21 protein-coding genes and 1 tRNA gene are annotated in these 18,245 nt (G+C 67.7%); 12 read left to right on the forward strand and 10 right to left on the reverse strand.

Annotated features, from left to right (window positions below):
• Positions 1 to 40 precede the first annotated feature (40 nt).
• From Q8O26_RS16080 to Q8O26_RS16090, 3 genes are all read right to left on the reverse strand, one after another.
• Complete coding sequence (locus tag Q8O26_RS16080) at positions 41 to 601, reverse strand: PRC-barrel domain-containing protein (RefSeq protein WP_305577362.1); 561 nt, start codon at positions 599 to 601, stop codon at positions 41 to 43.
• A 143-nt stretch (positions 602 to 744) separates the two neighbouring features.
• Positions 745 to 1,641 carry a transglutaminase family protein gene (locus Q8O26_RS16085; RefSeq protein ID WP_305577364.1) on the reverse strand — a complete coding sequence of 299 codons (897 nt, stop codon included), beginning with the start codon at positions 1,639 to 1,641 and terminating at the stop codon, positions 745 to 747.
• Positions 1,642 to 1,804: 163 nt separating this feature from the next.
• The gene (locus Q8O26_RS16090) at positions 1,805 to 2,011 is read right to left on the reverse strand and encodes a hypothetical protein (protein ID WP_305577366.1); all 207 of its coding nucleotides are present in this window, start codon (positions 2,009 to 2,011) and stop codon (positions 1,805 to 1,807) included.
• Between the two features lie 196 nt (positions 2,012 to 2,207).
• Here Q8O26_RS16090 and Q8O26_RS16095 point away from each other — a divergent pair, with 196 nt between their 5' ends.
• A complete protein-coding gene (locus tag Q8O26_RS16095) occupies positions 2,208 to 4,004 on the forward strand; it encodes an ABC transporter ATP-binding protein/permease (protein ID WP_305577368.1) in 1,797 nt (598 codons plus the stop codon).
• 216 nt (positions 4,005 to 4,220) lie between these two features.
• The gene (locus Q8O26_RS16100; RefSeq protein WP_305577370.1) at positions 4,221 to 5,102 is read left to right on the forward strand and encodes a transglutaminase family protein; all 882 of its coding nucleotides are present in this window, start codon (positions 4,221 to 4,223) and stop codon (positions 5,100 to 5,102) included.
• Between the two features lie 13 nt (positions 5,103 to 5,115).
• Here the strand turns inward: Q8O26_RS16100 and Q8O26_RS16105 are convergent, their stop codons facing one another.
• From Q8O26_RS16105 to Q8O26_RS16115, 3 genes are read right to left on the reverse strand one after another with little or no spacing between them, the layout of a single operon-like run.
• Positions 5,116 to 6,765 carry a sensor histidine kinase gene (locus tag Q8O26_RS16105; RefSeq protein ID WP_305577372.1) on the reverse strand — a complete coding sequence of 550 codons (1,650 nt, stop codon included), beginning with the start codon at positions 6,763 to 6,765 and terminating at the stop codon, positions 5,116 to 5,118.
• Between the two features lie 5 nt (positions 6,766 to 6,770).
• The gene (locus tag Q8O26_RS16110) at positions 6,771 to 7,331 is read right to left on the reverse strand and encodes a sigma-70 family RNA polymerase sigma factor (protein WP_305577374.1); all 561 of its coding nucleotides are present in this window, start codon (positions 7,329 to 7,331) and stop codon (positions 6,771 to 6,773) included.
• The gene (locus tag Q8O26_RS16115) at positions 7,321 to 7,518 is read right to left on the reverse strand and encodes a NepR family anti-sigma factor (RefSeq protein WP_305577376.1); all 198 of its coding nucleotides are present in this window, start codon (positions 7,516 to 7,518) and stop codon (positions 7,321 to 7,323) included. Before Q8O26_RS16115 ends, Q8O26_RS16110 begins: the two co-directional genes overlap by 11 nt.
• A 150-nt stretch (positions 7,519 to 7,668) precedes the next feature.
• On the opposite strand from Q8O26_RS16115, the gene Q8O26_RS16120 reads away from it, so the two are divergent.
• A complete protein-coding gene (locus tag Q8O26_RS16120; RefSeq protein WP_305577378.1) occupies positions 7,669 to 8,466 on the forward strand; it encodes a response regulator in 798 nt (265 codons plus the stop codon).
• 88 nt (positions 8,467 to 8,554) lie between these two features.
• Here Q8O26_RS16120 and Q8O26_RS16125 read toward each other — a convergent pair whose 3' ends face one another.
• Positions 8,555 to 9,214 carry an aspartate/glutamate racemase family protein gene (locus Q8O26_RS16125; protein WP_305577380.1) on the reverse strand — a complete coding sequence of 220 codons (660 nt, stop codon included), beginning with the start codon at positions 9,212 to 9,214 and terminating at the stop codon, positions 8,555 to 8,557.
• Entirely contained in the window at positions 9,214 to 10,188 is a 975-nt protein-coding gene (locus Q8O26_RS16130; protein WP_305577382.1) for a polysaccharide deacetylase family protein, read from the reverse strand. Before Q8O26_RS16130 ends, Q8O26_RS16125 begins: the two co-directional genes overlap by 1 nt.
• A gap of 364 nt (positions 10,189 to 10,552) precedes the next feature.
• Between Q8O26_RS16130 and Q8O26_RS16135 the strand changes: the two genes are divergently transcribed.
• From Q8O26_RS16135 to Q8O26_RS16170, 8 genes are all read left to right on the forward strand, one after another.
• Positions 10,553 to 11,662, forward strand: coding sequence for an ABC transporter ATP-binding protein (locus Q8O26_RS16135; RefSeq protein WP_305577384.1), 1,110 nt, complete (start codon positions 10,553 to 10,555; stop codon positions 11,660 to 11,662).
• Between the two features lie 32 nt (positions 11,663 to 11,694).
• Positions 11,695 to 12,723: an extracellular solute-binding protein gene (locus Q8O26_RS16140; RefSeq protein WP_305577386.1), complete on the forward strand. Its 1,029-nt coding sequence runs from the start codon at positions 11,695 to 11,697 to the stop codon at positions 12,721 to 12,723.
• Positions 12,724 to 12,735: 12 nt separating this feature from the next.
• Positions 12,736 to 13,602 (forward strand): ABC transporter permease, encoded by an 867-nt coding sequence (locus Q8O26_RS16145; RefSeq protein WP_305577388.1) that lies wholly within the window; start codon positions 12,736 to 12,738, stop codon positions 13,600 to 13,602.
• Positions 13,603 to 13,610: 8 nt separating this feature from the next.
• Positions 13,611 to 14,432, forward strand: coding sequence for an ABC transporter permease (locus Q8O26_RS16150; RefSeq protein ID WP_305577390.1), 822 nt, complete (start codon positions 13,611 to 13,613; stop codon positions 14,430 to 14,432).
• 18 nt (positions 14,433 to 14,450) lie between these two features.
• A complete protein-coding gene (locus tag Q8O26_RS16155; RefSeq protein WP_305577392.1) occupies positions 14,451 to 15,362 on the forward strand; it encodes an allantoinase PuuE in 912 nt (303 codons plus the stop codon).
• 24 nt (positions 15,363 to 15,386) lie between these two features.
• A complete protein-coding gene (locus tag Q8O26_RS16160; RefSeq protein WP_305577394.1) occupies positions 15,387 to 16,235 on the forward strand; it encodes a hypothetical protein in 849 nt (282 codons plus the stop codon).
• Positions 16,236 to 16,288: 53 nt separating this feature from the next.
• Positions 16,289 to 16,364 (forward strand) — tRNA-Thr (locus Q8O26_RS16165).
• Between the two features lie 185 nt (positions 16,365 to 16,549).
• A complete protein-coding gene (locus tag Q8O26_RS16170) occupies positions 16,550 to 16,759 on the forward strand; it encodes a hypothetical protein (RefSeq protein WP_305577396.1) in 210 nt (69 codons plus the stop codon).
• 55 nt (positions 16,760 to 16,814) lie between these two features.
• Here Q8O26_RS16170 and Q8O26_RS16175 read toward each other — a convergent pair whose 3' ends face one another.
• Positions 16,815 to 17,306, reverse strand: coding sequence for a pyridoxamine 5'-phosphate oxidase family protein (locus tag Q8O26_RS16175; protein ID WP_305577398.1), 492 nt, complete (start codon positions 17,304 to 17,306; stop codon positions 16,815 to 16,817).
• 167 nt (positions 17,307 to 17,473) lie between these two features.
• On the opposite strand from Q8O26_RS16175, the gene Q8O26_RS16180 reads away from it, so the two are divergent.
• On the forward strand, positions 17,474 to 17,818 hold the full coding sequence (locus Q8O26_RS16180) for a hypothetical protein (RefSeq protein WP_305577400.1): 345 nt from the start codon (positions 17,474 to 17,476) through the stop codon (positions 17,816 to 17,818).
• 172 nt (positions 17,819 to 17,990) lie between these two features.
• Here the strand turns inward: Q8O26_RS16180 and Q8O26_RS16185 are convergent, their stop codons facing one another.
• A complete protein-coding gene (locus Q8O26_RS16185; protein WP_305577402.1) occupies positions 17,991 to 18,206 on the reverse strand; it encodes a hypothetical protein in 216 nt (71 codons plus the stop codon).
• Between the last annotated feature and the right edge of the window lie 39 nt (positions 18,207 to 18,245).

Here is an 18,245-nt window from a genome sequence, read left to right on the forward strand (position 1 = left end):
CTCTCCGCGATCAAACCGGAAGGCTCGATCGGACGTGGCTTCAGCTCCGGGCGGGCGTGAAGGTCTGCATCTCCTGCAGCTGCTGCTTGGTGCTGGTGATGAAGCCGACCAACGTGCCGTCCGACTGGCGCATCAGGCGCACCTGGGCGAGCGGCAGGGCGACGTCCTTCTCACCGATGCCGAGGAAGCCTCCGACGCCGAGAACGGCATGGGATATCCGGCCGTCGGCGCCCACGACGAGATCACCGATGGTGCCGATCGAGTCGTGCTGGTCGCGCATCGCGCGCCACTGCTCGTCGCTCACCGGGGTGATCGTCATCGGTCCGGCGACGGGGGCCGTCATCGTGCCGGGAACGATTGTCGATCCCGTAGTGGCGGGAGCGCGGTCCGGCTTCGGCGCATAGATCGAGACGCCGACGATGCGGCTGGTGGTGAGCTGGTCGGCGGCGCTGCGCGCGGTGGTCGGCGCGCTCGACGGCATGGTCGACTGGGTCTGGACCGGGGCAGCCGGCATCTGCGGGGCGGGGGCGGCTGTCTGGGCCAGGGCGCCCGTCGCCAGCATGGTCGCGATGGATGCGGTCACAAGATAGGTCTTCAGCATGATGGTGCCTCCTCGAGCGGTCCTTGGGATGACCAGCACCGCGAAGAACCCGAAGGTGCGGTGGCGATGCTGTTGTCCGATCAACCGTTCCCGGGCGGGAATGTTCCTGAAAAACTTCGCGGCAATCGCTTCGAGAAAGACGATTAGCCGGCACCACGAATGCGCGCGATGGACTCCCAGTGGTCGCGGCGGTTCTCCGCGGTCTGCGGAAACCGGTCGCCGCCGATCTCCTCGGTGGCCACCGAGAAATGGGCGAGCAGGTGCGCGCCGAACGAATGGAAGAACGGCACGTCGGTCGCATCGCGTCCGCGCGCGATGACGATCCGGCCGATCCGCGGTCGATTGTGCCGCGCGTCGAAAGCATACCACCGGCCGTCCAGGAAGACCTCGAACCAGGCGCTGAAATCCATCGGCTCCGGGTCGGTCGGCACGCCGATATCGCCGAGGTAGCCGGTGCAGTAGCGCGCCGGGATGTTCATGCAGCGGCACAGGGTGGTGGCGAGATGGGCATAGTCTCGGCATACACCGACGCCTTCGCTGAAGGCCTCCGCCGCCGTGCGCGTCGACCGCGCCGACTTGTAGTCGAAGCGGAGATGGCCGTGGACGAAGTCGCAGATCGCCTGCACCTGGGCGCCGCCCGGCGGGATATGACCGAACATCTGCCAGGCCATGCTGGCCAACTGGTCGGTCTCGCAATAGCGGCTGCCGAGAAGGAAGCCGAGCGTGTCGGCCGGCAGCGCCTCGGGCGGGACGACGGTCGTCTCGATGGGGGCGGCGTCCGGAAAACCGGAATCGTGGATCACCCCTTCGGCGGCGATCCGCGCGCCTCCGGGCGGGAGCGTGACGCGGCGGCAGATGTTCCCGAAGGTATCGACATAGGTCTCGGTCGGGCAGGGTTCACCGCCCGCCGATGCCGTCACGGTCATGGTATCGGGTTGCGTGATGTCCGAGCGCCGGTCGGGATGAATGTCGAGCATGAGGATCGACGGGAGAGCCTGCTCGCACTGGATCTGGATATCGTAGCCGTAGCGGATATGCATCGCGGTCTCCCTGCCCTGTCAGGCGCTGGACGTTGCTCCCGACGAACCCGCGGCGGAAATCCAGGGCCCCGCTGCAGAACGCCGCCGCGGCCTGCGAGGTTCCCGGGCGGAGCTGCGCGGAGCATTGCGCTTCCGCTATCCGCCGCCGACCCCTGCCACCATGTCACAGGATCGGGCGCTGCGCGAAATCCCTGTCGTAAAGCGTGAAGAGTCCCGCGTCATCCTGGCCGGGAAAGATGATCTTCTGGCCGGCCGGGATCCGCCGGTGATCCATCTTCATACCGGCGGCGACGTCGACCTCCTCGCGGCTCTTCGGATGGAAGGCCCGCCTCTGCCGCAGCGGGCAGGCGTGGCACCTCGGATGGGCCATGGACCGGGTCGGCGGATGGTTCGGCATGACGCTCCTGCGGTTCTGGTTGTCGACGCGCGAGCCCAGCCTCTCGGCCCGGCCACGGAACTCCGCTCCCCGTCATCGCGTTCCCTGCTGCGCCTTTTCCATACGTCCTGCCGCCGTCCTCGGGATCGCGACGACAGGGGGGAGAGGGGATGATCCTCCGGAATGCCTCATGAACACGACGCCAGACGAACCCGCCGAGACCCCGATCCGGTCGCGATCACGCGCGTTCTTCGCCATGGCGCGGGGGTTCTGGACCGGCCCTTCGGCACGGCGGGCCTGGCTTCTGACGATCGTCGTCCTCGCCTTCGCCTTCGCCCAGATCGCCGCCCAGGTCGGAATCAACGGCTGGAATCGCCTGTTCTTCGACGCGCTCGAGCGAAAGGACGTCGGCGCTGTCGTCACGACGGTCAGCCTCCTGCCGCTGCTGCTCGGCGTCGCATCCTTCACCATGTCGGGCCTGGTCGTCTCGCGCATGCTGTTGCAGGTGCGCTGGCGCGAATGGCTGACCAACAAGCTCGCCGGCTGGTGGATCGCCGACCAGCGCTACTATCGGCTCGGCTTCCTGGCGACGGAACATTCGGCCCCGGAGTTCCGCATCGCCGAGGATGTCCGCATCTCCACCGAGCCGCTGGTCGAATTCGCCATCGGGCTCATCTCGGCTGCCGTGACGGCGCTGACTTTCGCGGCGATCCTGTGGACCGTCGCCGGCTCCATCACCTTCGAGGTCGCCGGTCGAACGGTCTTCATTCCCGCCTATATGGCGATCGCCGCCGTGGTCTATGCGGTCGTCGCGTCGCTGGCGGCCTATTTCGTCGGCCGCGCCCTGGTCGGCAAGGTCGCCGACAAGAACGAGACCGAGGCGCTCTTCCGTGCCGAGATGACGCGGCTCCGCGAGAACGCGGAGAGCATTGCCCTCATCAAGGGCGACGCCGACGAGCGGGCTTCGGTGCGCGACACCTACAGGAACGTCGTGGTGGCCTGGATGGCGGTCGTGCGGCGCCAGGGTTTCCTCGCCCTCGTGCTGAACACCAACGGCGCCCTGTTTCCCATCGTGCCGCTGCTGCTGGCCGCCCCGAAATACCTGTCCGGCGACCTGTCGCTCGGCGCCGTCATGCAGGTCGCCGCGGCCTTCAGCGCCGTGCAGGCCGCGCTGATCTGGTTCGTCGACAACTTCGTCCGTCTCTCCGAGTGGTATGCCTCGGTGGTGCGCGTCGACGAATTCGCCCAGACGCTGGAAGAGGTCGACATCGGCGCCATCATGGAGGACGAGCAGCAGATCCAGCTCGGCGAAAGCGACGACGACGCCATCCACATCGACAATCTCTCCCTCGCCCATCGCAACGGCCGCATCGTCATCGACGACGCCTCCATCCGCATCGAACAGGGCGAGAAGGTGCTGATCGCCGGCGAGAGCGGAACCGGCAAGAGCACGCTCATCCGGGCTCTTGCCGGCCTCTGGCCCTGGGGTTCCGGCCGGATCGCCTTCCCGAAGAATGTCCGCTACGCCTTCGTGCCGCAGAAGCCCTACATGCCCCGCGGCACCTTGAAGGACGTGCTTCTGTACCCCGAATCGGATGCGCCGGTCACAGAGGACGTCATTCGCGCCGCCATGGCGCGCTGCGGCCTCGACTACATGGTCAAGCGGCTCAACGAGGAGGACGACTGGGACCGCGTCCTCTCCGGCGGCGAACGCCAGCGGGTCGCCTTCTGCCGCCTGCTCATCCACCGGCCGCCCATCATCATCATGGACGAGGCGACGGCGGCACTCGACGAGGGCAGCCAGGACAGCCTGCTCTCGCTGTTCGAGAAGGAGCTCGCGGGATCGACGCTGATCAGCGTCGGCCACCGCCCCGGCCTCGAGGATTTCCACACGCGGAAAGTGACGCTCGTCCGCCGCCCGGCCGGCGCGCACATGCAGTCGAGCCCGCTGCGGAAGTCGCTGTGGAAGCTTCTGGCCAATCCGTGAGGCCGCCTCAGCGGCGGTGCGCCGCCGAGACGCGCAAAGCCTGCCGCGGGAAGGGAACCGAAGCCGGGAACGGACGTTGTTCCCCCGATCATCGCTTGCCCTTCCCGCGATGTGGACCTCTCACTGAAGCCGCCTATGGCGGCTTCTTTTTTGCCCCGTCGGCGGCCGTCGGATAGGGTTCGGCTCGCGATCCGCGGCACAGGACGACCATTCGCCATGGACCTTCACGTTCGCCATGTCACCACCTACCGATATGCCGGAGCTGTCCAGTTCGGCCCGCACAAGCTGATGCTCCGGCCGCGGGACAGCTTCGACATGCGGATCCTCGACACGCAGATCGAGATCTTTCCGCGGGCCGAGCTGCACTGGTCGCACGACGTCTATGGCAACACCGTCGCCGTAGCGACCTTCGCCGACAAGGCCGACCGGCTGGAGATCACCAGCGGGCTCGTGCTGCGCCGCTACGCCTCGGCCTTCCCGCGCGGGCGCACCTCGGCGAGCGCCCTGTTCGTTCCCCACTATGCCGACGGCGAGCGCATCGTCCTGCAGCCCTTCATGACGCCGGCCACCGGCGACGACGAGGGCGTGCTGGCCGCCTGGATCGCCGAGGTCCTGTCGCAGGGCGCCGCCGACGAGGACCCGCTGGCACGCCTGTCCCGCCATATCCATTCCGGCTTCGGCTATTCCGTCCGGTTCGAGGAGGGGACGCAGGCGCCGTCCCGGACCCTGTCGGTCCGGTCGGGGTCCTGCCGCGACCTCGCCTGGCTCTTCATCGAGGCCGTGCGGCGCCTCGGCTATGGCGCCCGCTTCGTCAGCGGCTATCTTCACAACAGCGCCAACGACGATCCGTCGAACCGGGCCGCGGTCGGGTTGACCCATGCCTGGGCCGAGGTCTTCGTTCCCGGCGACGGATGGGTCGAGTTCGATCCGACCAACGCCCTGGTGGCCGATCCCCACCTGATCCGCGTCGCGGTGGCGCGGGTGCCCTGGGATGCCTCGCCGGTGGCGGGTAGTTTCGTCGGGCCCGTCGGCGCGCAGATCAGCCTGTCGGTGGGCGTCGACATCGCCAGCACCCAGACCTATTCGAACGTCGCCTGACGGCCTGAACCGCTCAGAGCGGCACGTCCCAGCGGCCGACGCTCGTCCCGGCCGCATCTTCCGTCCGTGTCGCACCGATCTGCCGAAGGAGGCCGAGGCCGATCTTCGTCTCCACCGCGCCCATGCGGCGGTCGTCGGTGATGACGGAGAGGATGAGATGTCCCGCGCGACCGCAGGTGATCTCCACCGCCACATGGTCGGCATGACCATCCTGCATCGCGTGGGATGCGATCTCGACGACGAGCAGGCCGAGAGGGATGGCCCGGTCGACGACGAGCGCGACATCCTCGGGCGCGACCGCCGAGATCCATGGCCTGCCCGCCTGCATCAGGCCGTTCAGCATGCCGCAGACTTCGTCGAGGAACGGCCTCAGTTCGACCGGGCGCATCTCGCCCAGCGCCAAGGCGTGACGATAGGCGCTCGACAGCACCTGCACCTTGGCCTCGATCGCGGCGAGAACCGGCCGATGCGCGGCGTCCTGCTGCCGGCGCGCCAGACTGATATAACTCTGTACCACCTGCAGGCTATTCTTCACGCGGTGGTGCAACTCCCGCACCAGGTGGCGGTTGGCGCCGATGGTGAGGTTCAGTTTCTCCACCCGCTCGGCCTGGTCGGTGACCAGGGCGTTGAAGGCTTCCGACACCCGCCGCATGTCGTCCGGCATGGTCGGCTCGACCGGCGCGAGCCGTGGCTGCTGGGACGCCCGTGCGACCGCAGCCGCTTCGATGCCCCGTATCCAGCGGACGATGTTCGAGTCGATCGCCAGCGAATAGACGGCGAAAAGCACCGTCAGCGTGACGAGGGGCGTCAGCAGGAGGGCGATGAACTGCAGGAAGGCCGCCCGTTCGGCCTGCTGGTCGAAACGGGCGAGAACATAAAGATCGGGCTCCGCCACCAGCTGCGAGCCGTAGGTCGCGGTCATCCCGGACCGGCTGGCGGAGACCCATCTCTGGAGCTGTGGACCGCTGCGCCCTTCGACCGGCAGCCAGCTCATGTCGTCCTCGTTGACGCCGCGGGCCACGACCACCTCCGATGAATCGCGCACGATGCCGACGGTGACACCGGGATTGACGGTTCCGAGGTCGAAGGCGCGATCGATGATGTCGGCGCTGACCAGCAGCAGCGATTCCATCACCTGGTTGTGCGGTCCGTTGGCGCGCCTGGCATAGATGACCATGAACCGCCGCGCGCCGAGCAGGATCACGCCGTAGCTGGTATCGGCGAGCTCGGCGCCGATCCAGGTCGCGGTGCGTGTGCGGGTGCGGTAGGTCTCGATCACCCCGCGGATCTCCTCCGCCGAGACGATGTCGTCCTGGCTCGCGCTGCAGCCAGGCCTCTCGCCCGCCCGGATGGCAATGGCACTGACGCCGAGATTGTCGCCGACGATGCGGCGAGCGATGGCGAGGCATTGCTCCGCTGAAGCGTCGACGGCTGCGACGCTGGCCGTCGCCGCCAGCACGACGCGGAGCGACTCCCGGTACCAGACGCGGGTCCTGACCGCGAAGTGTCCGACCGTCTGCAACTGGGACGCCTCGATCGAGGACAGGACCGAGCGATAGGTCGCCACCGCCGTCACCGCCGTAATCACGGCGATGGGAACGATGACGAGGACCATCAAGGCGAGAAGGCGGCCCCTGACGGTGCGGAATGCGGTGACGTTCATCGCGCTCAGGTACGTGCCATATCCGCGGGAGATTGATGGGTGACGGCGACCGTGTTCCGGTCCGGTCCGATCTCGTCGACACTGGTGATCCCCAGCAGATCGGCGAGCTTGGCACGGGCCCTGTTGACGCGGCTCTTGATAGTTCCGACGGCGACGCCGCAGATCTCGGCCGCTTCTTCATAAGAGAGGCCGCTGGCGCCCACCATGATGAGGACTTCGCGGTGCTCCTCCGACAGCTTGGCGAGGGCGACGCGGAAATCGGCGAGGTCGAGCGCGCTTTCCTGTTCGCCCGAGACCGTCAGGCGCTGGGCATAGGTGCCGTCGCTGTCCTGAACCTCGCGGCCGCGCTTGCGATAGAGCGAGTAGTAGGTGTTCCGCAGGATGGTGAAGAGCCAGGCCCGCAGGCTGGTGCCCGGCTGGAACTTCTCCGAATTGCCCCAGGCCTTGAGCATGGTTTCCTGAACGAGGTCGTCGGCCTGCTGCACGGAGCCGCAGAGCGACACCGCGAAAGCTCGCAGGTTGGACAGTTCGGCGATGAGGCCCTCGCGGAATTCGTCACTGGCCATCGCGCCGCTCCTTCGCTTCGAGCTCGGCGAGCAGCACGAGGAAGCGATCGGGAACCGGCGCCTGGATCAGGTCGTCGTAATGGGCCTTGAGCGACTTGCCGATCGCCTCCTGGATGCGCGGGTCGAGGACGATGTCCGCCGCATCCTTGTCCTCGCTCTTGTCTTCGTGGTCCGGCATCTCACCCATCGAGCTCTCCCTACACGCCTCGTGAGCGCGCGCCTGATCCAACCCAGAACGTGCGTCCCAGTGAATGGTTCCTGCCAAAACAAAAAATAAAAAACTTGCCAAACCAAAGGGTTCCGCGCTGGTTTGAGGCATATTCGACAGGAGTGAAGAATGACAATCGCTGCGGAAATCGCACCGCATCTCCCCTATCTGCGCCGCTTCGCGCGGGCCCTGAACGGCACGCAGGCCGGAGGCGATTCCTATGTCGTCGCCACCCTCGAGGCACTGGTCGCCGACCCCTCGACCTTTCCCCGCGGCGTTCCCGCCCGCATCGCGCTTTATCGCATCTTCCTCAAGCTGTGGTCGTCCATGCCGGTGAACATGGCCGCGGCCCGGGGCGGCGGGGCGCGTCAGGGAGCGGTCGAACGCAACCTGGAAGCGCTGACGCCGCGGCCGCGCCAGGCCTTCCTGCTGCGGACCGTCGAAGGCTTCGCTCTCCAGGACGTCGCGGCGGTCCTCGACGTCGACACGGAGGCGGCGGCAGCGCTGGTGGAACAGGCTGGTCGCGAGATCGCCGAGCAGGTCGCCACCGACGTCCTCATCATCGAGGACGAGCCGATCATTGCCCTCGACATCGAGACCCTGGTCCAGGAGCTCGGCCATTCGGTGACCGGCATCGCCCGCACCCACAAGGAAGCCGTGGCGCTGGTCAAGCAGAAGCGTCCGGGTCTCGTCCTCGCCGATATCCAGCTCGCGGACGGCTCGTCCGGCCTGGAGGCTGTCGCCGAGATCCTCGAGACCATCGATCTGCCGGTCATCTTCATCACCGCCTATCCCGAGCGGCTGCTGACCGGGGACCGGCCGGAGCCGGCCTTCCTGATCACCAAGCCCTTCCAGCCCGAGGCGGTGAAGGCGGCGATCAGCCAGGCGCTGTTTTTCGATCGTCGCTCGGAGCGCAAGGTCGCCTGAACCGAAAGACCGGTGCCGCCGGAATTCGACATGCCGCGGGGGAACTTTCCTCGCGGCATCATGTTGTCAGCGCACGCTCCTGATCCGGCTAGGTGGAATGGCTGGACCACCCGGCCCGTCGGGCCGCCAGCCTCACCGCGGCCGGGACCGGTTCGATGATCGGCACCGTCAGGCTGTGGGCGATCGCCCTTGCCGCGACGGCGAGCGGGCCGCCGCCGATGACGAGGGCCTGCGCCCCCATCTCCTGCACCGCCCGCTCGCAGGCCTCCCGCAGGGCGTCGGCGAGGCCCTGCCGGTTCCCCATGACCTGATGGACGTCGCCCTCCGTCAGCGCGGTGCCGAGAAAGAGGTCGCCGTGCCCATAGGCCTCGGCGCGCTCGGCGATCGCCGGTGCGAGTTCGGGCGTCGTCGTCACCACCGCGAACCGGCCGTGCCGGGCCGCCTCGGCCATCCCGGCCTCGGCGATGCCGGTCACCGGCACCGCGACCGACTGGCGCAGATCCGACAGGGCGGGATCGCCGAAGGCGGCGATGATGATGCCCTGATAGCCGAAGGGCGGGCGACCGGCGATCAGGGCGTTGACGGCCTGCCGGCCGATCTCCAGTGCCGTCGGCCCGGTGATCAGCGGAACGCCGAAGGGCGCCGACAGGCCGTCGATCTCGACAGACGGCATGCTTTCGCGCGCAATGCCGACCATGGCCGCAGTGGTGGCCTGGCTGGTATTGGGATTGATCAGCAGAAGGCGCATCACGACCCCGCCGGAACGGCTGCGGCGAAGGCCTCCGCGATCGCCGCGCGCGGTGCCACCCAGACCCGGTCGCCGAGGCCGGCGAGGCGGTCGAGAACCCGGGAGAAGGCGGCGAACCGTCCGGGGCGGCCGACGATCCGCAGGTGATAGCCGATATTGAGGAGGCGCGGCCTGCCGCGCGCCGCTTCCGCCAGCAGCACCTCCAGCGCATCGTCGATATAGTCGACCATGTCGCCGGCGCGCACGAAGCCGTTGGGATGGAAGAACTTCATGTCGTTGGAATCCAGCGCATAGGGCACCACCACCAGCGGCCGGGCCCCGGACAGGTCCCAGTAGGGCAGGTCGTCGTCGAAGGCGTTGGACGTATAGGCGAACCCGCGCTCGATCAGGAGGCCGCGGGTCCAGGCGCTTTCGGCGCCGCGGCAGAAGAAGCCGGCGGGGCTGTCGCCGCCCGCCGCTGTCATCGCCGCGATGCAGCGGTCGAGATCGGCGGCCTCGTCCTCGCGGCTGCGATAATCGGCATGCGGCCGCCAGAGCCAGCCGTGGACGGCCGCCTCGTGACCGCGGGATAGCGCCGCCGCCAGCAGGGCCGGGGAGCGCGCCACCGCCCGCCCGCAGCACAGATAGGTCGCCTGCATCCCGCGCATCTCTAGGGCCTCCAGCATGCGCCAGAACCCGGCGCGCGTGCCATAGGCGAAGATCTGCTCCTGGCCGGGGTCGCGGGTGCCGGGCTCCACGACGCTGATCACCTCGCCCATGCGCTCGCTCACCGGATCGCCGTCGCCCACCTGCCATTCCGCCCCTTCCTCGAGGTTGATGTTGAGCGAGACGGCGAGGCGCGCGCCGTTGGGCCAGCGCAGGTCGGGCCATTGCCCGCCATAGCCGGTGAGGTCACGGCCGTTCTCGCCGTGGCCGGTCGGCATGACCGCGCCCGCGGCGGTGCCGCGGCCCGGCCGGCCTGCGGTCGATGTCATGGCAATCCTCCAGGATGTGGGTCCGGCGCCGCGGCCTGCCCGATCCGGTGGCAGCAAGACATGTGCCGCCGGCCCGAAGGCCGAAACTATTGGATCACAAAATAGGCAAGAACAAAAAAAGTGCAGGGCAGTGGTGAAAAATGCAGCATTTAGCAGGCTCTCGCTGGAGAATTCCGATGCCGCTGGGACGAACGCCGTATCGGGCGACGGGGATGGTGCATGGTCGCGTGCATACACATTGTCGATGCCCTGACCGCGAACGGGGCCGGACGATGCCTCCGGGCCGGCCCCCGGGGCTGCCGCTGCGGCACTTGGCATAACGGTTGCTGGCTCACGGGGAACAGTTCCGGAGATCCTCCCCTCGATGGCATCCCAGCAAACCGCGACGGTCCAGGCCGCGCAGCCCCTGACGCTGGACGGCGTGACCCACAGCTATGGGACGGGCTTTGCCGTCGACAACGTGACGCTCGAGGTCAAGGGCGGCGAACTCGTCGCCCTGCTCGGCCCGTCGGGCTGCGGCAAGACCACGCTCCTGCGCATCGTCGCCGGTTTCATCTCCCAGACCAACGGCAAGGTGATCATCGGCGACCGGTCGATCGACGAACTGCCGCCGAACCGCCGTGAGATCGGCATCGTCTTCCAGAATTACGCGCTGTTTCCCCACATGACCGTGGCGGAGAACATCGCCTACGGCCTCGCGGCCCGCGGCGAGAGCCGTGCGGTCCAGGCCGATCGCGTCGCCGAAATGCTGGCGACCGTGCGCATGGAAGGCTTCGCCGACCGCAAGCCGCGGCAATTGTCCGGTGGCCAGCAGCAGCGCGTGGCGCTCGCCCGGGCCCTCGCCATCCGCCCGCGCATCCTGCTTCTCGACGAGCCCTTCGCCGCCCTCGACAAGAACCTGCGCCTCGACATGCAGATCGAGATCAAGCGCCTGCAGCGCCAGTTCTCCCTCACCGCCATCATGGTGACGCACGACCAGGACGAGGCCATGTCCATTGCCGACCGCATCGCGGTGATGAGCCACGGCAAGATCGAGCAGCTGGGTTCGCCGGTCGAGATCTACGACGAGCCGGCTACGCTCTTCGTCAACAATTTCATCGGCTCCAGCAACCTTCTGAAGGGCCGCGTCGAAGCCATCGGGCCCGAGGGCTACCGGGTCGCGCTGGAGTCCGGCGCGGTCTGGAAGCTGACTTCGAAGGGCCGCTTCGAGGCCGGCGCGCCGGTGCTCGTCTCCGTCCGTCCCGAACAGATGGTGCTCGCCGACGAGGCCGCGCCGGACCGTCTCCCCGTCGCCCTGAAGCTCAGCCTGCCGATTGGCGGCGCGCTGATCCACGACGCCACCGCCGCCGGCGGCGAAGCCATGAAGATCGCCATGCCGCGCCGCCCCGGTGCGCTGTCGACCGGCCCTGGGACGGCTTTCGCGGCATTGGCCCCGCATGCCCGTCCCTCCCTCTTTCCCGCAGCATCGTCCTGAGCCCTGACCGGCCGTTCCCGAGGAGTTCCCGCATGACCAAGCTCAATCGTCGCGACATTCTGGCCGGCGCCGGCGCGCTCGGCCTCGCCGGCCTCATACCAGGTGCCGCCCGCGCTTCGGGAAGCGTCACCGCCGCCATCTATCCCGGCACCTGGGAGGAGGCCTATCGCGCCGTCGTCGCCCCGGCGCTGAAGAAGGCCGCCAATGTCGACATCGCCTTCGATGCCCTCTTCGCCGTCGACCAGGTCGCCAAGGTCCGCGCCGCCCGCGGCGTGCCGCCTTTCGACTGCTTCGTGCTCGATCCGGGCCCGGCCGCCGCCGCTCGTGCCGCTGGTCTGTTCGAGCCCGTCGACATCACCAAGCTGTCCAATGCGCCGAAGGTGCCGGCCGGCCTGATCACCTCCCACGCCGTCACCTGCAATGCCCAAGTGGTCGGCATCGCCTACAATCCGAAGAAGTTCCCGACCGCGCCCAAGTCCTGGACCGACCTGTTCCAGTCGCCCTTCGTCGAGCGCCTCGGCCTCACCGGCTTCCAGACCACCTTCGGCACCGTGTCGCTGATCGAGATGTGCAAGGCCTTCGGCGGTTCCGAGGCCAACATGGAGCCGATCTTCACGGAGCTGAAGAAGGCCGTGTCCAAGGTCGCCGCCGTCGCCGCGCCGGCGGCCATGCCCGGCCTGTTCCAGCAGGGCCAGATCGACGTCATGTACACCAACACCAACACGGTCGCGATCCTCAAGGGCCGCGGCGTCGACATCGCCTTCGCCACGCCGGCCTCTGGCGCCATCACGTTCCAGACGACCCTTCACATCGTGAAGGGCGCCGAGAACATCGCCAACGCCCACAAGTACATCGACACGGCGATCTCGGCCGAGGTGCAGAACCTGCTGCAGCGCAGCCCCTACAACATGATCCCGATCAACAAGGACGTGACCTTCGTCGACACCCTCGACGTCAAGTCGATCGACGACCTGGCGAAGATGGTCACCCACGACTGGACGAAGATCAATCCGCAGCGGGCCGCCTGGATCGAGCGGTTCAACAAGGAGATCACGAAGTAAGGCGCGCATCCCATGTCCGCAGCCGCAGCCGCAACGGGTGCCTCGCCCGTCCGTGATGCCGTCGAGTGGCGCCTCGCAGCGCCGCTCGGCCTCACCTATGTGGTGTTCTTCGCGGCGCCATTCCTCATCCTGCTCGGCATCAGCTTCTACGCCGATGCCGAGCAGACACGCCTGGGGTTCGACAGCTGGGTCAAGTTCTACACCGACGCCTTCTATCTCAAGGTCATCTTCGACACCCTGAAGCTCGGTGTCTTCGCCGTCGTCGCCACCACCATTCTCGCCTATCCGCTGGCGCTGGTGTTCCGGGCCTCGTCGTCGCGGATGCAGCGGGTGCTGATCTTCATCATCCTGATGCCGCTCCTGACCTCGGTGGTCATCCGCACCTTCGCCTGGATCGTCATCCTCGCCCGCGAGGGCGTCATCAACCAGACCCTGATGGGGCTGGGTCTCACCGCGACGCCCCTCAACCTCCTGCAGACCGAGCTCGGCCTGGTCCTCGCCCTGACGCAGATCGAGATGCCGCTCATGCTGCTGCCGCTGCTGGCCATCATGAACCAGCTGGACCAGAATCTCATCGACGCCTCCCGGGCGCTGGGAGCCTCGAAGTGGCGCACCTTCTTCCGGGTCATCCTGCCGCTCACCCTGCCGGGCTGGATCGCCGGGGCGACCCTCGTCTTCGCCTCCGCCACCACCGCCTTCATCTCGCAGTCGGTGATCGGCGGCGCGCGCCTCGTCTACCTGCCGGCGCTGATCTGGCAGCAGTCCATGGTGGTCTATAACTGGCCCTTCGCGGCGGTCGCTTCCCTCACCCTTCTCTTCACGGTGCTCACGGGCATCATGGCGCTGAGCTGGCTCGGCCGTTTCGCCAGGACGACCTGAAGGCCCCCATGTCGCAGCGCTCCACCCCCGCCGATATCTCCTTCAACCTGACAGTCGGGCTCATCGCCGGCATCGCTATCCTCATCCTTGTGGCGCCCGTCCTCATCGTCATCGCCACCTCCTTCACCACGACCCAGGCCCTGAGGTTCCCCCCGCCGGGCCTGTCGCTGCGCTGGTATGGCGAGCTCTTCGACCCCGTCCGCTCGGCGCCCATCCACACCGCCGCGCTGAACAGCCTCTGGGTCGCCGGCTGGGCGACCGTGATCGGTTCGGTCCTCTCGGTCCTCGCCGCGCTCGCCATCACCCGCGTCAGCCGCCCCTCGGCGCGGGCGCTGGAGGCGAGCTTCCTGTCGCCGCTGGTGCTGCCGACCCTGTCCTACGGCCTCGCCGCGCTGATGTTCTTCTCCGTGCTCGGCATCCGCCCCTCGCTGAACCTGCTGATCGCCGGCCATCTGGTGGTCATCGCGCCCTTCGTCTTCCGCACGACGCTGGCGAGCCTCACCCAGCTCGACCCGGCGCTGCTCGAGGCCTCCGCCAATCTCGGCGCCAGCCGGTTCTATTCCTTCCGCCGCATCACCCTGCCGCTGATCACGCCCGGCATCGCGGCCGGTGCCTTCCTCGCCTTCATCGCCTCCATGGACAACGTCCCGGTCTCGCTCTTCCTGTCGACGGCGCGCACCTCCATGCTGCCCATCCGCATGTGGGGCATGATGGAATCCACCCTCGATGTCCGCATCGCGGCCATCGCCGGCGTCCTCATCGTCGCCATACTCCTGCTCATGGTGGTGATGGACCGGTTCACCGGTCTCACCCGCCGCGTGAGCGCCTGATCTCGCTGGAGCCCCGTCATGACCGTGCCCTATGACCGCGACCTGATCGGCTACGGCGCCAACCCGCCGAACCCGCAATGGCCGGGCGGCGCCCGCATCGCCATCAATTTCGTCATGAACTACGAGGAGGGCTCCGAGCCCTCCGTCCAGGATGGCGAGGGCTATACCGAGACGGCGCTGACCGAATCGAGCAGCCTCAACATGCCGGTCAAGGGCCGCGACCTCGCCGGCGAGGGCATGTTCGCCTATGGCAGCCGCGTCGGCTTCTGGCGGCTGATGCGCCTCTTTCAGGAGCGCGGGCTGCCCATGACCGTCTTCGGCTGCGCGCTTGCCATCGAGCGCAACCCCGAGGCCGCCGCCGCCATCCGCGCGTCCGGCTTCGACGTCTGCTGCCACGGCTGGCGCTGGATCAAGCACTACGAGCTCGACGAGGCCGAGGAGCGCGAGCACATCCGCAAGGCTGTGGCATCCCTGAAAGCCACCGTCGGCGACCGCCCGCTCGGCTGGTACTGCCGCTACGGGCCCAGCGTGAACACCCGCAAGCTGGTCGTCGAGGAGGGCGGGTTCCTCTACGATTCCGACGCCTATGACGACGAACTGCCCTACTGGACGCAGGTCGACGGCAAGCCGCATCTCGTCGTGCCCTATTCCCTCGTCAACAATGACGGCAAGTTCGGCACCGGGTTCTTCGCCACCTCCGGCGATTATTTCGAATGGCACAAGGACGCCTTCGACATGCTCTATGCCGAGGGGCGCACCCAGCCGAAAATGATGTCGGTAGGCCTGCACATGCGCCTCATCGGCCATCCGGCCCGGGCGGCCGGCCTTGCCCGTTTCCTCGACTATGTGCAGTCCCACGAGGGTGTCTGGGTGACAAGACGCCTCGATATCGCGCAGCATTGGGCGAAGACCCATCCCTTCCAGGGCTGAGGTCCGCGCCGCAGAGGAAACGTCATGCCCCATGAGCTCAACGTCGCGCTCGGCGACCGGCATTACCGCGTCGAGCGGCCCTTCGGCTCATGGCCGGCCAATACCGGCTTCGTCACCGATGTGACGGTGGACGGGCGCGGCCATGTCTTCGTCATGCTGCGCCACGACCCGCTGGTCCATCCCGCCGATCCGCGCGTCATCGAGCTTGACCCGGAAGGCCGCTACATCGCCGGCTGGGGCGGCGAGGCCATCGCCGATTCGCACATGCTGACGGCGACGCCCTCGGGCCATCTCATCGCCGTCGACCGCGACATGCACGAGATCATCTGGTTCACGACGGCGGGCGAGCGCGTCGGCCAGCTCGGTCAGCGTGGCCGGCCCTTCTCCCCCTTCAACCATCCCACCGACGTCTCCGTGGCGCCCTGGGGCGACATCTACGTCGCCGACGGCTATGGCGCAGCGCTCGTCCATCGCTTCTCGCCCAACGGCCAGCATGTGCAGAGCTGGGGCGGGCAGGGGTCGCAGGACGGCCAGTTCGTCTGGCCCCATTCGCTCTGGACCTTCGCCGACGGCCGGGTCGTCGTCATCGACCGCACCTGGAACCGGGTGCAGGTCTTCGACGGGGCGGGTCAGCACCTCGACACCTGGCACGACTTCTACCAGCCGGTCGGTATCTGGGGCGACGCCGAGGGCTGCGCCTATATCACCGACATGGTGCCGAGCCTGACCAAGATCGCACCCGACGGCACCCGTATCGGCCGCTGCCGGCCCATGCTCAACGGCGCCCACGGCCTCTACGGCACGCCCTCCGGCGACATTCTCCTCGCCGAGGGCAATCCCAGCCGCATCACACGGCTGAAACTGCTGGGCTGACACGCCTTGCCTGTTGCCAAACGCACCACCCGGGGCTAAAAGCCAGCCCGATTGCCGCCTTAGCTCAGCTGGTAGAGCACCTCATTCGTAATGAGGGGGTCGTAGGTTCGAATCCTATAGGCGGCACCACTCCTCCCGTCACCGTCAGACCCCCTCCATTGGCGCCGCGGGCGCTTCCGTCCGCGACCGCCGCACCCGGTTTTTCCGGCGGAGAGGGAACGCCAGGCTCTCCCGTTCGTTGCATCCGCAGACCCGGTGCGCGATCCGGCGCGCCGCGGCTCCTGCCGAGACCGCAAAGCCTGGAGGCTTCACCCATGCCCACCGATTTGCCCGATACCAGCCCGCGTCCCGCATCGCCTGTCGTCGATGGCGGCCCCGTGCGGATGCCCGACCGCCAGGTCCAGATCGACAATGACGTGATCCTGCCGGAGGCGCGCCTCTTCGACGCGCCGGACGTGATCATGCCCGGCGACCGCGAAGGTGACGGTCGCGGGCCGCCGAATCCCATGCCGATCCTGCCCTGACGATCCCGTCGACCGCATGAGGCCGCGACGGTGTCGCGGCCTCTGCCGCCAGGCCTCAGGCCATCTTCACCTTGACGTTCTCGCCGAGATCGGGACGCGAGCCGGTCACCACCGCCGCCGCCATCTTGATCGCCGTCGCGAGCCGGCCCGAACCCTTCCACATTTCCGCATCGCCGGGGACGACCCGGACGAGGCGGATCGCCGGATCGTCCGGGCTGTCCCACCAGGCCTTGGCGAAGAATGACCAGAGCGACCGGATCTTGGCGCGATCGTTCGAGACGGTCGCCATGCCGGAGATCGAGGCATAGCGCTCGCTCTTCGGGTCGGCATAGGCGAGGCAGACATGGGGGTTCTTGAAGACTTCGTCGTCCTTGCGCCCCGCCACATCGGTCAGGAAATAGATGGCCCCCTCCTCGGCAAGGACATGGGTGGCCATGGGACGGGCGCGCATTTGCGGCGAGCCTTCGCGGGAGGTGACGAGCATTCCGATACGGACGGCTTCGACGAGGTCGAAGACGTCCTGCGGGGTGGCAACCGTGTCTGACATTGCAAACTCCTGTTCGTCCCAAGGGGTCAGAGGGGAAGTGCTGGCGATGCGGAAGGTTCCCGCGCGGCGGACGAATGTGTCCGACGTTCCCAGGGCGACGCCGCGCCGAACGGGCGGAACCGTGCGCATCTCTGCAGGTTGATGGGATGACCCATGGAGGATCCCGCATGTTTTCGTTCTTCGACAACCGCTCACCCACCCAACGCTTCGCCGACGAGGCGATGGAACAGCTGTCCTCCCTCGCCCGCCTGATCGGCCGCGAGGGCAGCCAGGTCCAGTCGGCGATGGAATCCGCGCCGGATCACATCCGCGCCGCTGCACGCGGCCTCGACCGCATGGGCATCGGCCCGCATGCCGCCGCCGTCGCCGGGCAGCAGGCGCTGAAGCATGTCAGCCGTCACCCCTCGTCGCTCATGCCGCTGATGATCGTCGGCGCCGCCATCGCCGTCGGCTACTGGCTCGCGCAGCCCGGCAGGACCGTGTCCGCTCCCCCTGCGAAAGGCGGAAGCTGATCCGACCGGACCCGACGGTCCGGTCAGATCAACGACGAGCTGCCCGGGGAAATTCCCTCGGCGGCTCCTTGCTTTGGCGGGTCGCCGACGATCGCGCCGGCAGGACGCCACAAAAAGGAGCGGCCCCGCAGGGCCGCTCCATCGGTAGGTCGTCCGGGTCGGGGGCGGTGCGTTAGCGGCGCATGCCGTAGAGAAATCCGACGAAAGCCGCCACCGCGAGCGCCTGGAAGGGCCGCGAGGTGATCTCGTCGCGCAGCATCTTCTGCAGGTCGCCGGCGCGGTTCGCCATGACTTCGGTATCCACGCCCGCAGCCTTGAGCTGCGTCTGCGCCGCGCTGGCGAAATCGGTCACGCTCGCGCCGGGGTTCATCGTCTTGCCGTCAGCCATAAGGGGCCTCCTCCTGTTGCACTGATTGGGCAACGCATG

The organism is Phreatobacter sp. (genome assembly GCF_030691135.1).
Lineage (GTDB): Bacteria > Pseudomonadota > Alphaproteobacteria > Rhizobiales > Phreatobacteraceae > Phreatobacter.